The sequence below is a fragment of the Rhodopirellula sp. MGV genome (assembly GCF_002251265.1).
Lineage (GTDB): Bacteria > Planctomycetota > Planctomycetia > Pirellulales > Pirellulaceae > Stieleria > Stieleria baltica_A.
In genome coordinates this window covers 1-15,388 of the sequence record NZ_NPDI01000014.1, presented here as the reverse complement: position 1 = coordinate 15,388, position 15,388 = coordinate 1, and the positions used below count along the sequence as shown (strand labels likewise).

Genomic DNA, 15,388 nt, shown 5'->3' with positions numbered 1-15,388 from the left:
CGTAGTGAGCGGTTCCTCTCACGTGGACTCAATTTCAGCTGAGGAAATTCATGGATAAAGTCCACGTTCTTTTTTTCCACCACGCAATCGGTATGGGAGGCGCTCCGCGTAGCCTTTCGATGTTGATTGCTGGGCTTGATTCTCAGCGGTATCGAAAGACCGTTGTCATGCCCCGGCGGATGGGCAATGAAAAAGTAAAAGAGATGTTCCACGCCGCTGGTGCAGAGGTGTGTGAAGAGCAGGATGTGCGTCCGTTCAATGGTTCGACTGTCGCCCCATGTAGAACCCTAAAGGCACGAGGTTACGCGGTCCTCGCCTTTAATCGAATGGCAAAGTGTGCGAGCGAGGTTGTCGATAGGATCAGGCCCGACATTGTTCACTTGAATTCCACGTGTCTTGTCGGCGCAGCCAAGGGGGTGAAGCGTTTTGACGCGAGCATTCCAGTATTGGCACATGTTCGAGAACCTTTGCTTGGGGATTGGTGGGGCAGAAACCTTGCTCGAATGAACAGAAAGTATGTGGATCACTTCATTGGAATTGATCACTACGGATTGTCTTCTGTTGGAGACGTTGGCTCATCAAGAGGAACCGTGGTCAACAACTTTGTCGGCGAGGAGTTTTTTGAAAAGGCTTTCACCAATGCTCCGTCGTTTAGGAAAAAGCTTGGTTGGAGCGACGATGAAATTGTGTTTCTATCGTTGTCTCGAATAGCGCCTGCAAACGGTTGTTTGGAGATTGCTAGTCTAATCAACGAATCGGCAGGTAAGCTTGATCCACGAGCACGGTTTGTCATCGCTGGGTTTCATTCTCCGAAGTCGGAGTACGAGACACGTGTGGGTGCAGCGATTGCTCGATCATCTGTTTGTGATCAAATGGATTTTGTAGACGATCCGATTGCACTCATTAATGCTGCGGATGTTGTTGTTGCCCCATTCACCGAGCCGCATAGCGCGCGGTGTGTGTTGGAGGCATCCGCGATGGGGAAGCCTACTCTGGTTTCCGACATGCCCAACCTTACAGAAATGATGAGTCCTGGCGAATCAGGCGAAGTGTTCCAATGGAACGATCCGAGCTCGTTTACAGCATCGGTCAATAGGCTTTGCGAAGACTCCTATCGCTCTGCGTGCGGTAGGGCAAGTTATGAAGTGGCGTCCCGTCGCTTCTCGCAACGCGAAAATGTGAAGCGGACCGCGCAAGTCTACACTCAACTTCTGGCAACGCATGGAGGCACTGCATGTTGAGTTATGCGAGAAAGTTGTTCTTGCTGTATTGGCAACTCAGGAATCGGGGCGCTTTGATCTTCAATCAGATCGCATTTCCTCCGGGTGCCCGCATGCGTGGGCCGGTACAGTTGCGCCGATCGAAAGGTGGGCAGATGTCATTCGGTCAGGACATGCTGCTTGTTGGAAGCACCACATTCAATAGGGCGGGGATCAATCACCCGGTGCAAATCGTTGTTGGAAGTAATGGGGTTCTAACGATCGGCGACTGTTTCCACATGTCTGGAGGAAGCGTGTTCTGTGTCGAGCGGATCAGCATCGGCAATCATGTAATGTTTGGAGCCAACTCAAAAGTTTTCGATACTGATTTCCATCCCGTCGATTGGCAGGCACGTCGAGCGAAGATGGCGGGCGAGTCTGCGCCAGTTGAGATTGGGGACGATGTCTGGCTCGGGGCAGATGTCACGGTTCTCAAAGGTGTAAAGATTGGGGCAAGAACTGTTGTTGCCGCCGGGAGTGTCGTAGTCAGTGATTTGCCAGCTGATTGTGTAGCGGCGGGTGTGCCGGCAAAGCCGGTGAGGAAACTGTGATGGCTGGGTCGGTACTTGTGTTTGAGCCGAATCTCTCCGGTCATCGCGCACACTACGTTGGCGATTTGGCGAGCCATTTGTGCAGTTTGGGCGCGGACGTGAAGTTAGCGGTCCCCGAAGACGCCCTCGAGCAGGAGGGCGGTCGCGTTTTTTTGCGTGATGTGTTTTCCCAAGTGGAGCATATTGGTACTCCAGCGATCAGAAAAGACTTGTCAGCGATGGCAAATGCAAAATCGCGGTTGGAGATGGTAGCGGAGATTGCGAGTTCGACGCGTGTAAAACATGTCTACGTTCCTTATGCAGACGGCCTCGCGCAGGCATGGGGAGCTCAGCTCCGGCCAAGTGCGATCTTTCGACCCGATGTGGCCGTAGAAGGTTTAATGATGCGCGGCGTGTTTGCATACACGAGCGAGAGGCTTCGTAGCCGACTAGCCTCGGTCTGCTCGCTCAAGATGCAAAAGCGGTCACGATGGACGCAGCTTCATTATTTGGATCCTCTGGCGTGGACTTGGCTCCGCGAGCGAGGGTGGCACGACAGAATGACTGGCTTGCTGCCAGAGCTAATTGATGTTTCGCAGCAGATAGGCAGGCAGGAAGCAAGAGATTTTCTGAAGGTCCCGCAGGACGTACATTTGGTGTGCTGTCCCGGTGGTGTTTCTGGGAAGAAGGGTTCGAGGCATTTGATTGAGGCGATCAATCGGATCGACACATCGATGCCTATTCACTTGCTTTTAATCGGCAAAATAGAACACAGAATGAGGGAATGGCTCACGCGACAGAATCTCTCCTCCAGAATTACCGTTCAGGATCGGTTTTCAAATTCTGACGAGTTCGCGGCGATGTTTGTCGCAGCGGATACGGTTGCCGTTTGCTATCCACGGCATGTCGGCTCAGCGAGCATATTATTGATTGCCGCGAAGCTTGGGCGTCGTGTCGTGTCTTCTGACTGGGGGTGGCTTGGTTGGGCGACCCGAGCGTTTAATTTGGGGATTACATGTGACGCGACGTCTGCGGTCGGTATTGAATTGGCAATGCACGCGCGGCTAGCCGAAATAGCGAGCGGAGAGGAAGTTTCGGTTCATGCAAATTCGCCTGATATGACTGACGCCCGAGCCGCCTTTTTGGAATTTCATTCACCACGCAATCATCGGGCTCATTGGACAAGGTGCTATCGAGACTTGCACGGATTGCAGACTGAAACTTGTTTTCAGTTTAGTGAAGTTGCAAAGCATCTAGACAATGGTTTCGGGAAAAGCACGCAAGCAAGGAAGCCAAAACCGTGATCTGGATCGCATTCTTCTTATTGTGTTTGGGCGGTACGGCTGCGGTTAGCATACGGAGACCCGGGGCCGCGATAGGTCTGATGATCGTAATGTTTGGGCTGGAGCAGCTGTTGCAGTCTCAGTCGCCGCTGTTTATCCAAAGGGGAAATCTGGTAAACGTAGGTGTCGGTCTCGTTTCGTTGTTTGCCGCTTCTAGGATCTTGCTTTCAGATTTCAATGCTGCGAAGCCTACGCCAATGCAGGTGTTGACTCTGCTGATTTATGGATTGGCATTGCTAAGTGGCTTGTGGACACTTTCGCCGGAAGCATTTCGTGGGCGATTCTTCTCTCAATGGCCATACTTCGTTTTGTATTTTGCTGTTGGACCCGTTCTTTGCTCCCATCAGCGCGCATGTGAAGATGCCGCAAAAAGTACAGTGCTGATTGGCGCGCCGATCATGTTGCTGATCGCGTTTGCTTGCGAATGGACGGGAAGGGGGATACGACTCAGTACTCCATCGATTGAGAATGGAAGGATGGTCTTGTTTGCACCTCCGCTAGCCGCCGCGAGTTGCGCGGCCGTGGTCGCGGTGTTTGCCGTTGCGACGATGCAAAAGAAATTCTTTCACCGCTTAGCAACGCTCATCATTGTAGGGGTCTGCGCCTACATTATCGTACTGACACAATCTCGTGGTCAGCTCGTCTCTTTCTGTGTGGTGATGACGTTGGTCTATGCCGCAACGAATCGGACAACGAGTTCAAAGGGGTTGATTCAGCTATTCTTCGTGCTCGTCATCCTTTCCGCGATGGTCTATGCGATCTTCATTTACGTCGGCGAATCGGGGCTGGCGCGTTGGAGGGGAGGGTCTGTGAGTTCTGCCGTCGAAGGCCGTACCTACATGTCACGAGAGTTGATCAATCGATGGTTGCATGCGGGGCCATTTGAATGGCTTCTAGGTATGGGAGAAAGTAGCTCTTTCCGGATCGTAGGATTCTATGTTCACAATATTCCAATTGAAGTGCTTTGTGAGCTTGGGGTTCTTGGGTTCTTGATGCTGGCAATCTACTACTGGCGGTCGCTTAAGAACGCGATTCTATTCGCAGCGAAGATCCCGCCTGATTGGCAGGGTAGAAGGCAAGCACTGGGGCTTGTCGGAGTGCTGTTGTTTCACACGTTCCTCTCCGTTAAGGAAGGGACACTTTACTCCAGTCCAGGGATGTTCTTCATTGCAATCATGATCGATCGATTGGCGTTGCAGCACCAAGGCTGGGCAAGTCATACGATCAAAGAGTTGTTTATCGAGAAGCAGGAGAGCGACGACGAAATGGCTTTCGGTGAGGTTGAGTGCTAGGGATGAAATACCTGACGAGCAATGACGAAGGAAGTGTCGATAAAGAGAAAGTCAAGATCGCCCTTGTTTATCATTTTTTTGCCGAGTATCGGCGTCCAGTACTGGAAACGCTTCTCGAAGATCCCCGTTTTGATCTCGACTTTTTTGGGGATAGCCGAAACCAGTCGATGCCGGGTTTGCCGGTGTGGGGACCTGGGTTGGAAGATCGAGGTTTTCGAGCGGCGAAATGTCATTTCTTTCCGTTAGGGTTCTTATGGCAACGGCGGGTCGTTACCGCAACTCTTCGCGGCGACTACGAATGTTTCATCTTCCTCGGAGACTGGAAATTCCTAAGCACCTGGGTGGCGGCATTCGTGGCGCGTCTACGGGGTCGACGGGTGCTGTTTTGGACTCAGGGATGGCGTCACGAAGAATCGGGGTTTTTGGCCGGGGTTCGAGTTCTATTTTATCGAATTGCAAATGGGTTATTGCTTTACGGTCCTTCCGCAAAACAGATCGGTATCAGCAAAGGATTTGATGCGAGCCGGTTATATTTGATGATGAATAGTTTGGACTACAAACGACATGTAGAATTGATTGAGTCAAGCTCAGCGGAGGCGATCAGGTCACGTCGAGAGAAATGGTTTCCAGATGTTGAACGCCCCGTTCTCGTTTGTGCCGCGCGGTTGCAGAAGAGCAAACGGATGGACTTGTTGATCGAAGCAGCGTACGAGTTGGCTGTGCAAGGGGATCCGGTAAATGTTTTGGTCATCGGGGATGGACCTGAGTTACCGGACTTGAAAACTCGGTGGGAAACAGCAAGGCGTCGATGGACGGAAAGTGGGCGAATTGAATCAGACGCATCGGTCGTTGTGTTCGCAGGTGCCTGCTTTGATGTTGATGAGGTTGCTTTTGACACCATGGCCGCCGATTTGACGGTCTGTCCGAGTTCTGCGGGACTTACTGTCATCCAAAGTTTGACGTTCGGGGTACCGGTGGTTACCTGTGATGATCCAGTTCGTCGCGGACCCGAGGTTGATGCGATCGAGCATGGCGAGACGGGATATTTCTTTGAGACGGACTGTGTTGCCTCATTAGTACGAATCATCCGGGGGCACTTGCAAAAAGATCCAATCGAGGTGCAACGGATGAAGGACGCCTGTCGGAAAATGGTTGACGATTGTTACAACCCAGAATACCAGGCTGGAGTCGTTGATCTGGCGGTCCGTGGGGGGCCTGCTCCAGCTTGATCCGGCTTTCTAAAAGAGTTTGAGACATTCCTCCTGCTCGAATCGAAGCGGGAGACGCTATTGGTGCTAAAACGTGAATGCTTCAATTTTTGATTCAATAAATTCGGTTCGCCGCACGAGCTATATGGCATTTCGCCGGCGAATCGGTGGATGCAAATCGGTACATCAATCCGCGTATATCGTTCCGAGCGCTAAAGTGTGCCGTGATCTCATTTTAGGCGAACACGCGTTCGTGGGAGCGGAGTGCTCGCTCACAACTGGGGTTGAGATTGGTCGGTATTCGCTTCTTGCGTCGCGAGTTGCAATTGTCGGTCATGATCATGTGTTCGATCTTCCTGGGGTTCCAACGGTATTTTCGGGGCGTCCGACTGCAAAACGTACGAGGATCGGTCGTGATGTTTGGATCGGTTACGGTGCGATATTGATGTCGGGGGTCGTCATCGGAGACGGGGCGATTGTTGCCGCTGGCGCAGTCGTGACAAAAAATGTGGGACCCTATGAGATCGTTGCGGGCGTACCGGCAAATTTGATAAAGATGCGGTTCGAAGAACAGGACAGATTGCATCATCAAGAGATGCTTGACGGCCCTGTTGTGAGCGGACTGAAATGTCGGCGAAAAAGCGTTAGTGAGATTGATAAGTAAGCCGAATCGGCAAGTGTGGTTGGTAGATGAAACAGATTTTACAAAACTTGGGTAGTGGTGAAACCATCCTCGCGGATGTTCCGTGCCCTCGCAGGTCGAACGGCAGTGTCCTGATTCAAACGCGACAGACATTGGTTTCGCTCGGCACCGAAAAGATGCTGATCGACTTTGGTCGCGGTGGCTATCTCGCAAAAGCGCGATCGCAACCGGATAAGGTCAAACAGGTCTTGCAGAAGATTAAAACGGACGGACTTTGGACGACCGTTGACGCTGTGAAAGCAAAACTCGACGCGCCCATTCCGCTTGGGTACTGCAACGTCGGCGTCGTCGATAGCTGTTCGGAGCAATCGGCGTTCACGGTTGGCGACCGCGTTGTCAGCAATGGACCTCACGCCGAAATGGTCTCGGTGCCTGAGAATTTGGTCGCCAAGATTCCTGATTCGGTGACTGATGAAGAAGCGACGTACACCGTCGTCGCCGCGATCGGACTTCAAGGAATCCGATTGATTCAACCGACGCTGGGCGAACGAATCGTTGTCAGCGGGTTGGGACTGATCGGTTTGTTGACAGTGCAGATGTTGCGTGCGCAAGGTTGCCAGGTCTTAGGGATCGATTTTGACGAACGAAAGCTTGCGCTTGCGAAGCAGTTCGGCGCACAAGTCGTCGACCTAAGCAAAGGCGAAGATCCGGTACGTGCGGCGGAGCTATGGACCGACGGTATCGGAGTTGATGGGGTCGTCATCACAGCATCGACCAAGAGCGACGAATTGGTCCACCAAGCGGCAACGATGTGTCGCAAACGAGGACGAATTGTTTTGGTCGGAGTCATCGGTTTAAACCTTCGACGAGCTGACTTTTACGAAAAGGAACTCTCCTTTCAAGTTTCGTGCTCGTATGGCCCCGGACGCTACGATCCGAACTACGAAAAACTTGGATTGGATTATCCGATCGGTTTCGTTCGTTGGACGGAGAAAAGAAATTTCGAAGCCGTCTTGCAACTGATGGCGGATAACAAACTCGATACCGCATCATTGTCGACGCATCGATTTTCGTTTGATGACGCACTCGATGGCTATCAAGCGATCTACGACAAGACGGCTTTGGGCATCGTATTGGATTACCCTGCTCATGATGTCGTACAAAAACGAAGTCAGCTTCTGCCGATGCAGGCACAGTCGGATGTGCCGGCACGATCGAGTGACCGACCTTCTCTAGCATTTATCGGTGCGGGTGCATTTACGACGCGAATGCTTTTGCCGCTGCTGCCCGATGCAAAAGTCGTTCGGCATTCAATTGTCAGTCAAACCGGCGTTTCGGCCTCGCATGCGGCCAAGAAGTTTGGCTTCGCGAATTGTGGAACCGACGTTGGCACAATTTTGAACCAAGCCGAAGTCGATGCGGTATTTGTCACCACCCCACACAATACCCATGCCGCAATCGTGGCTGACGCGATGGACCATGGAAAGCATGTGTTTGTCGAGAAGCCGCTGGCGATGACGACAGAAGAGTTGACGTCGATCGAAGAGGCAATGGAACGCAATCCGGCTCAGCGTTTTGTCATCGGATTCAATCGCCGTTTTTCTCCGCACACGGTTGCGGTCAAGTCGTGGCTGTCGGCGGCAACTGGGCCGAAGACTGCCGTTATTACCGTCAATGCTGGGATGATTCCAGCTGATCACTGGACTCAAGATCGCACGGTTGGTGGCGGTCGGATTATTGGGGAAGCGTGTCACTTTATTGATTTGGCTCGCTTCATGATCGATTCACCGATTGTCGATGTGAATGCGACGCCGATGTCGGGCGGCGATGGACGCCTAGGTGATTGTGCGACGATCCAATTGTCATTCGCCGACGGCTCGATTGCTTCGGTTCACTATCTATCCAACGGTAGCAAAGCTTTTCCGAAGGAACGCGTCGAAGTCTTTGCAGGCGGTAATGTTGCGGTGATCAACAATTTCCGGCAATCAAGCGTGATCGGTGGAAAGCAGACACTCAAAACACGCCGTCAGGATAAGGGGCACGCGGCAGAGGTCGAGTCGTTTGTCGATACAGTCTGTCGTCGCGGCGAGTGGCTCATCTCGGCCCAAGAAATGTTCGAAGTATCGCGTGCAACGCTCCAAGCCGATCAACAGATTCGCGAGAAGCTCTAACAACAGCATTTCAGGCGCCGTACGGGTCGAACTAGGCGTTTGAAAATTGAAAAGCCCGCATTTCTTGGGATCGTAGACTTGTTTCGCTTGAAGCAACTGAATCCACAAACGGCGATTTGGTTAACACCATACCGTCGAAAGCTCGCCGAGAACTTGTTTTGGTTGACCGCTGACAAGGGCTTGCAGATCTTCCATGGCTTCTTCGTCGCGGCCTTGGTTGCGAATTATCTGGGCCCTGGCAAGTACGGCATCTTGGCATTTGCCGGGTCGTTGCTTGCAATCCTCACTCCATTGACCACGCTTGGGTTTGACAGTGTGGTTGTTCGTGAGTTTGTTAAACAGAGCGATCGAAGCAAGCTGTTTTGGACGGTCGTTTTCTCACGGGTTGCGATCGGGCTGCTTTCGTACTTCTTGCTCTGGACGTTGGTCGCCTGGGGAGTTGTCCCTAGCGAGTCGCAGGTTGAAGCGTCGGTTTTGATCATCGGTTGTTTACCGTTGACCACGATCGCGTTCGACGTGCCGCGTCTGCTATTTCAAGCCGAAATCCGGGAAAAGTGGATCGTTTGGATCACCAATTCGATTCTCGTCATCACCGCGATCATCAAAGTTTGCATGGTGGAATTCGATTTTGGGATCGAATCGTTTGCGATCATCAACGCTGCCACTGTGATGGGAACGGTTCTCGTTACCAGTGTGCTTGCCAAGATACTCAAGCTCTTGCCGACGTTTCATCTTCCCGACGCTCACACGTTTTTGACCTTGCTCCGCGAGTCGTGGCCTTTGATCCTTTCGGGTTTAAGCATCGCGTTGTACATGAATGTCGATATCGTGATGTTGCGTGTCATGACCAACCCCGAGGTGGTCGGTATCTATACGGTGGCGGCGCGATTGTCAGGGTTCTGGTTTTTCATTCCGCTCGCGCTCGGCAACACCTTGTTTCCTGGTTTGACCAAAGCTCACGCGGCCGGTCGTAAGGAATACTCGGTGGCTATGTACCGCTATCTGCGACTCAATACATTGGGGGCATATGCGACATTGCTGGTCGCAGAGATTCTTGTGCCGCCATTGATCTACCTGCTGTTTGGCGACCAATACTATCGGAGTGTTCCCTGTTTCAGGCTTCACGCGATCGCGATCATGTTTGTTTTTTTGGGGGTCGCGCGGTCACAGCATTTGAACCTCGAAAAGGCACACTTGTATCAAATGTGGGCCACGTTGATTGGGGTGGCAACCAACCTGACATTGAACTACGTGATGATTCCGATCTGGGCGGAATACGGTGCGGCGTTGGCAACCGTTCTAAGCTACGCGACTTCGGCGTGGATAATGAGTTTTGTGTTCCGTCCAACCAGAGGCTTCGCAAAGCTGCAACTGAGAACGCTAGAGAAGCCGTGGAAGGGTGAGTCCGGAATCGAACTGTGAGGCCTCAGGAAATGTTCAATTCATGCCTCCGGGCAGTCAAAAACCATCTGGTTCGACCAACTTGTGAACGATTCGGAATCGGATTGTTCTCCTCGGTTGGCCTCGAACACCTTGACCTTCAGTTGGTTTCCCTTTTGAAAGGCAAACGAGGTGGGGTCTTCATTGAGGCAGGTGCGAACAACGGCGTCTGCCAAAGCAACACGTATTATTTCGAACGTGTGCTTGGTTGGACTGGAATTCTGGTTGAACCTACGCCTGAGCTTTATGAACAGTGCAGAAAGCTGCGGAAGGGTTCAAAAGTTTTCAATGCGGCGTTGGTGCGCGAAGGATATCCGAATCCGACTGTACAGCTCGAACAGGCCGGGTTGATGAGTGTTGTCAACGATGGCGCGATCAATGCTGAAGTGATCGATGCTCATATCCGAAACGGTTTAGAAATCCAGCGATTGAACGCCAAAGCGGCGATTGAAGTCACTGCTCGCACGTTGCAGAGTATTCTTGACGAATGCTCAGTCCGGCATGTCGACTTGCTTTCGCTCGATGTAGAAGGATATGAGCTCGAAGTCTTAAAAGGTGTGGCCTTCGACAAAACAACCTTCGACTGGATTCTTGTCGAAGTCCGCGATTCCAATGAAGCAGAAATTGATTCGTTGCTTGAACAGCACGGTTATCTCTGGGACCGCATTTGGCGATCCCGTTCTTACGCCAACAAGGTTTACCGTCGGAGAATTCCATCGGGAACCACATGACCGGGAAGTTCTGTTTTGGGGCAAGAGCTGACGGGATGTCTCAATTGTTGCGTTATTGGGCCTACAACGGTCCAATTGAACGCCTGATCCACTTGATCGTCCCAGTTGCTTGCCGAACTGGGACGGATTAGCTGATTCTTAGTTGCGTAGGTGGTAACTTTCGGCAACGATTGACTGACAATTGCGCGAATCTTCGCGTCCCCACCAATGTCCAATCGTTTCAGCTGCAAATGGCCCTCAAAGTCGTTTTCTTTACGCACTATTACACCCCCGAAGGCAACGCTCCGGCCTCTCGGACGTCGGAGCACGTCAATCGGTGGGTCAGCGACAATACCGATGTTGACGTGACTGTCATCACCTGTGCGCCGAATGTGCCCGATGGGAAGGTTTATCCGGGTTACAAAAACCGTCTGTGGCCACAGCGTGAAGTGATTGACGGTGTGAACGTTGTCCGTGTTTGGTCATTCATACGTCCAAACCTGGGGCGTGTAGGGCTAATCGTCAACTACGTCTCGTATCTCTTTTCGGCGCTCTTTGCGTACCTGTTCATGGTACGCCGCCCGAGCGTCATCGTTGCGACGACGCCACAATTCTTTTGTGGTGTCGCTGGCATCCTGGCCGGTAAGCTGAAACGCCGCCCCGTCGTTCTGGAAGTCCGTGATATCTGGCCGGAATCGATCGTGACGGTTGGTGCGCTTCGTCGTGGATTGCTGATCCGAACGTTGGAACGCATCGAACGTTGGATGTACCGCAGTGCTGATCATGTGGTGACTGTCGGCCCCGGCTATCGCGACAATGTGTTGAGCAAAGTCGATGCTCACAATAGGATCAGCACGGTTACCAATGGTGTGGATCCGGATCAATTCGATCCTAATCGCAACGGGGGGGAGTTTGCCGACCGCTATGGGTTGGGGGATCGTTTCGTCTGTTCCTACATTGGAACGGTCGGACGCGCGCACGGGCTGGAAATCGTTGTCCGAGCGGCGGAGCGTTTTCGTAAGACCAATCGTGACGACGTTGTGTTTCTGGTCGTTGGTGGTGGCGCGACGCTTGAGCAACTTCAACAGATGATCGCAGAACGCGATCTAGGTGATTTGGTGAAGACAACGGGTCGGCTCGATAAATCAGCGATGCCGGACGCCCTAGCCGCATCGGATGCGTGTCTGGTGCACCTGAGTAAGGTTGATCTGTTCGAGCATGTGATCCCCTCCAAGATCTTTGAAACGATGGCGATGGAGCGAGCGATCATCATGGGCGTGCGAGGACGGGCACGTGATATCGTCTTGGATGCTGGTAGCGGCTTGTCATTGGAGCCGGAAAACGACGAACAACTGTTTGAAATTCTAAAAGAGATGACGGCCGATCCACAGAAGGTCGACCAAATGGGACGATCCGGACGCGAGTTCGTTACCGAGTATTTCAATCGCGATCGCCTTGCAGCCGATATGTTAGAAATCGTTCGACGGACCGCGGCAGGTGAAACATTTTGTTTGCCGGACCGAACCTGGGAATCAGCGGCCAGTCCGACGCAGGGCGACGTTGCCGTTTCGAGTAGCGACGCCCACTGCTAAATCGGTTCGCATGTCGCGACAGCGTCTCTCACGCATCCTCGCTCTAATGCGATACCACAAACCACGCCAATTCTTTTGGCGTGGATTGCGAATGCTGCAGCGAAAGCTCCGCGGGCGATTACCGGCGAGATTCGTGTTCGATGGGAATCAGCCGTTGGTGGCTTGGAAGCCAAATGCCAAACAGGCTTATCGACAAGTTGCATTACAACGGATCGATCTATGGCCTGGACGCAACGAGCATCTCCACGGCATCGAACATGGGCGGTTTACGTTTCTCAACGAAACGTTGCAACTTGTGACGCAAATAGATGCCGGGGCATACGAAGTCGATTGGACGCCTGAATCGACGCGCCTCTGGCGATTTCATCTTCAGTCTCAAGAGTTTCTTTTAAAGGTTGCCTCTTCCCAATCGCAGCCGCTCGCCGAGCAAATCATTGCGTCTTGGCTTGGCGACTCACGGCATCAGCATCCGATGCGCGACCCGGATGCTTGGCATCCATTCTGTATCTCTCGCCGGCTTCCGGTGTGGCTCGGTGTTGAAGCGATTCGACCGCTTTCCGAGTCTGTGCAGACAGCTTTTTGGCAATCGCTCTCAGGGCAAATCCGCTGGCTGAGTCAAAATCTGGAATTGGATCTCGGCGGCAATCACCTATTGGAGAACCTTACGGCGCTCTATCTGGTGGCCTGTTATTTAGACGGAGACTCCGTCCCGGATCTCTCTTGGGTCGAAACGCAACTAAAGACGCAGCTTGAATTGCAAATTTTGCCAACCGGCGAGCACTTCGAACGGACACCGACCTACCACGCGTTGATGCTGGTGTGCGTGCTGCATTGTCTAGAGGCAGCCAATTTTGCCAAGTCAGACTTTGCCCGGCAATTGCGTGATTTGGCAGCTCGGATGGCATCGTTCATGGAGTTTCTTGCAACACCGAATGGAGGAATCCCGTTGTTGTCGGACTCCGTCGTCGCTGAAACTCCCGATTTAAAGTCCTTGTTCCAATGGTGCGATCGACTGGAAGTCGGACGCGACAATCAATCGCAAGTTGATTATTGGAAACACCAATCGGTCCATGGCGACCAAATTCTGATTGATTTGGGACCGCTAGCTTGCGACCATCTTCCGGCTCACGGGCACGCGGACTTGTTCCAAATAACGGCATCGATCGCCGGAAAGCCGGCGATCGTGGATACCGGTAATTTTCAGTACGAGCCGGGCGATTTGCGTTTGCTGTGCCGAGGATCGGCGGCGCACAATGTCTTGCAAGTTGGCGGTCGTCAACACTGTGATCACTGGTCCAGTTTTCGGATGGGGTGGCGTGGCCATCCTTTATGGAACAATCGTGGTGCCGTTGGTGAGTTTAAATGGGTAGCAGCAGCGCATGATGCATTCGGATTTCCTGCCGGGCGAATTCTACTGGCCTCTGAATCCCAATGGTCGATTATCGATTGGTTTGACAATTGTAGCCCGATTGCCGAGTCTGCGATAACGCGATTGCATTGGCATCCGGATTGGACATTCACCCATTCGGTAGGAAACGGTTCGGCGGACCTAGTGAGTACGAATGGCAGTGAGGAAGTCAAACTTTGGTGCGACGGTTCAGTACCGACTTCGTTGAAAACCGCCAAAGGTATCTACTGCCCTGACTTCGGCGTGCGTCTAACCAACGACGTCGTGGAATTGAGTTCGGAACCCGCATCCCGTGCTTGGCTCCGTTTTACAATACAGATCGACACGGCGGCTGAATTGACACGTGAAACCATCACGCTTCAAAATGGTCGTCTGCTCATTGATTGGCCGAATGGGACTTCATTGAACTTGGATCTGGACGAAGGGCATTCAGCAACGTCAGGAGTTGATGATTGAGAATACCTGATCCGTCAGTTGCCAATGTTTGAAATTTGAAAGCGTCTTGTGGGTTTCCACGAGACGCTTTTTGCGTATTGTTGCGGAGTCTCTTGACCTGTTGAAGTTCTGATTTGTCTTGTCCCTTGGTCGCCTTTCGCCTCGCACAAGCAGTGGAGAGGATGCTATTTCACGACGCGCAAGGCAACACTTGAAAATCAATAGAATGCGATACTTTGAAGCGTCAGTTGGCGAGTTTTTGTATCGACATGACGTGTGTCAGATACGTCATGTAGCTTCGGTTGTGAAGTCGAACGTGCCAAGGGTGGTCGGCTTCGGCCAACAATTGCAGGTTGCCGATCGCATCGGGCCCACTAGGATTCAACAGGCGTCTTACCATTGCTTCGCTGGATCCGCCGTCCGGTGTTCGCTGTGAATGACCACCAAGCCAAGATTCGACCGAGGTGGCCGATTCGCTCCAGTCATACGGGCATGCGACAATTGCGGGAGCATTCGCGACAAGTGCTTTGTCGAGTGACATTAACATTTCGATCGGAGAGTGAATGCAGTCCAGCAAGTTCAAACTTATCGCAGCGGAAAACGTTTCTGCTTTGAACGGTAGGGCTGTCGCATCGCATGCCCAAAAGTCGACAAGCTCAGGCCGTTCTAATTTGACATTGAATTCGCAGCGTTCGTAGACGAGTCCGACCTTGCGACGCGAATAGCAAAGATTCTGATCACGGGTCAGTGCTGAGGCGATCTTTAGCATCGGGTAGTGCAAGTCGATGCCCAGTACAGGTCGGTTAAATCGTTGGGCCATTTCAAACGAACTTCTGCCTGGTCCACAGCCAAGGTCCAAAATTGCTTGGTCACCGCTGGGCCGGAATTCGGCAAGGTCGAGTGCGGACCGGAGGCAGTTCAGCATCGAACCGGGCGCAGTCGCTGAGTTGCATTCCGAGGGATCAAAATCGCCGTAGTGATCCCAAACGTAGCTACTGAGTTGCTGTCGGGTCGAGTTAAACGCTGACGATGGACCGGTGCAGTCTCCAAGAACACTTTCGATGTTCAGCGACAAGTCGTCTCGTCGCAGCACCGAAGCTTCGTTGTTTGCCAGGTAGCTTCTCAAGTCACGGATCAGCAGCGGGATTCCGTCGATGATCGGATATTCACGACGGCATCTCGGATTTTCGCAAAGGAGTTGCCCTTCGACAATGTGATCGTCGGTTTGGCAATCGATTGCTCCAATTGAAAGAGGGTATTGCTCGGTGTCGCTGGAACAGACGGGACAGATTGGACCTAGCTGTTCAAAGAGGTCTTGTCGCATGCCGTCCTAGCCACCAATCAGAACGGTATTGGC

12 protein-coding genes are annotated in these 15,388 nt (G+C 52.5%); 11 read left to right on the top strand and 1 reads right to left on the bottom strand.

Annotated features, from left to right (window positions below):
• Window positions 1-50: 50 nt before the first annotated feature.
• The 11 genes from CGZ80_RS05465 to CGZ80_RS05415 all read left to right on the top strand — a co-directional run bounded on the left by CGZ80_RS05465 (window position 51) and on the right by CGZ80_RS05415 (window position 14,052).
• Window positions 51-1,241 carry a glycosyltransferase family 4 protein gene (locus CGZ80_RS05465; protein ID WP_094412185.1) on the top strand — a complete coding sequence of 397 codons (1,191 nt, stop codon included), beginning with the start codon at window positions 51-53 and terminating at the stop codon, window positions 1,239-1,241.
• On the top strand, window positions 1,235-1,810 hold the full coding sequence (locus tag CGZ80_RS05460; RefSeq protein ID WP_094412183.1) for an acyltransferase: 576 nt from the start codon (window positions 1,235-1,237) through the stop codon (window positions 1,808-1,810). Before CGZ80_RS05465 ends, CGZ80_RS05460 begins: the two co-directional genes overlap by 7 nt.
• Window positions 1,810-3,093, top strand: coding sequence for a glycosyltransferase family 4 protein (locus tag CGZ80_RS05455; RefSeq protein WP_143543757.1), 1,284 nt, complete (start codon window positions 1,810-1,812; stop codon window positions 3,091-3,093). Before CGZ80_RS05460 ends, CGZ80_RS05455 begins: the two co-directional genes overlap by 1 nt.
• A complete protein-coding gene (locus CGZ80_RS05450) occupies window positions 3,090-4,424 on the top strand; it encodes an O-antigen ligase family protein (protein WP_094412179.1) in 1,335 nt (444 codons plus the stop codon). The genes CGZ80_RS05455 and CGZ80_RS05450 overlap by 4 nt, the downstream gene beginning before the upstream one ends.
• Before the next feature lie 2 nt (window positions 4,425-4,426).
• Complete coding sequence (locus CGZ80_RS05445; RefSeq protein ID WP_094412177.1) at window positions 4,427-5,653, top strand: glycosyltransferase; 1,227 nt, start codon at window positions 4,427-4,429, stop codon at window positions 5,651-5,653.
• A gap of 73 nt (window positions 5,654-5,726) precedes the next feature.
• Window positions 5,727-6,296 (top strand): CatB-related O-acetyltransferase, encoded by a 570-nt coding sequence (locus CGZ80_RS29085; protein WP_143543756.1) that lies wholly within the window; start codon window positions 5,727-5,729, stop codon window positions 6,294-6,296.
• Between the two features lie 26 nt (window positions 6,297-6,322).
• Complete coding sequence (locus tag CGZ80_RS05435) at window positions 6,323-8,446, top strand: bi-domain-containing oxidoreductase (protein ID WP_094412173.1); 2,124 nt, start codon at window positions 6,323-6,325, stop codon at window positions 8,444-8,446.
• 39 nt (window positions 8,447-8,485) lie between these two features.
• Entirely contained in the window at window positions 8,486-9,868 is a 1,383-nt protein-coding gene (locus tag CGZ80_RS05430; RefSeq protein WP_094412171.1) for a flippase, read from the top strand.
• An 83-nt stretch (window positions 9,869-9,951) separates the two neighbouring features.
• On the top strand, window positions 9,952-10,617 hold the full coding sequence (locus CGZ80_RS05425; RefSeq protein WP_158222564.1) for an FkbM family methyltransferase: 666 nt from the start codon (window positions 9,952-9,954) through the stop codon (window positions 10,615-10,617).
• 230 nt (window positions 10,618-10,847) lie between these two features.
• Window positions 10,848-12,188 carry a glycosyltransferase family 4 protein gene (locus CGZ80_RS05420; protein WP_143543755.1) on the top strand — a complete coding sequence of 447 codons (1,341 nt, stop codon included), beginning with the start codon at window positions 10,848-10,850 and terminating at the stop codon, window positions 12,186-12,188.
• A gap of 46 nt (window positions 12,189-12,234) precedes the next feature.
• On the top strand, window positions 12,235-14,052 hold the full coding sequence (locus CGZ80_RS05415) for a heparinase II/III family protein (RefSeq protein WP_158222563.1): 1,818 nt from the start codon (window positions 12,235-12,237) through the stop codon (window positions 14,050-14,052).
• A gap of 223 nt (window positions 14,053-14,275) precedes the next feature.
• On the opposite strand, the gene CGZ80_RS05410 is transcribed toward CGZ80_RS05415, so the two are convergent.
• Window positions 14,276-15,355 (bottom strand): methyltransferase domain-containing protein, encoded by a 1,080-nt coding sequence (locus CGZ80_RS05410; protein ID WP_094412162.1) that lies wholly within the window; start codon window positions 15,353-15,355, stop codon window positions 14,276-14,278.
• Window positions 15,356-15,388 lie beyond the last annotated feature (33 nt).

What these genes read in the sequence shown, in the direction of transcription:
- CGZ80_RS05465 (WP_094412185.1), top strand. Translation starts at nt 51, where the DNA reads ATGGATAAAGTCCACGTTCTTTTTTTCCACCACGCAATCGGTATGGGA.
- CGZ80_RS05460 (WP_094412183.1), top strand. Translation starts at nt 1,235, where the DNA reads ATGTTGAGTTATGCGAGAAAGTTGTTCTTGCTGTATTGGCAACTCAGG.
- CGZ80_RS05455 (WP_143543757.1), top strand. Translation starts at nt 1,810, where the DNA reads ATGGCTGGGTCGGTACTTGTGTTTGAGCCGAATCTCTCCGGTCATCGC.
- CGZ80_RS05445 (WP_094412177.1), top strand. Translation starts at nt 4,427, where the DNA reads ATGAAATACCTGACGAGCAATGACGAAGGAAGTGTCGATAAAGAGAAA.
- CGZ80_RS05435 (WP_094412173.1), top strand. Translation starts at nt 6,323, where the DNA reads ATGAAACAGATTTTACAAAACTTGGGTAGTGGTGAAACCATCCTCGCG.
- CGZ80_RS05420 (WP_143543755.1), top strand. Translation starts at nt 10,848, where the DNA reads ATGGCCCTCAAAGTCGTTTTCTTTACGCACTATTACACCCCCGAAGGC.
- CGZ80_RS05415 (WP_158222563.1), top strand. Translation starts at nt 12,235, where the DNA reads ATGCGATACCACAAACCACGCCAATTCTTTTGGCGTGGATTGCGAATG.
- CGZ80_RS05410 (WP_094412162.1), bottom strand. Translation starts at nt 15,355, where the DNA reads ATGCGACAAGACCTCTTTGAACAGCTAGGTCCAATCTGTCCCGTCTGT.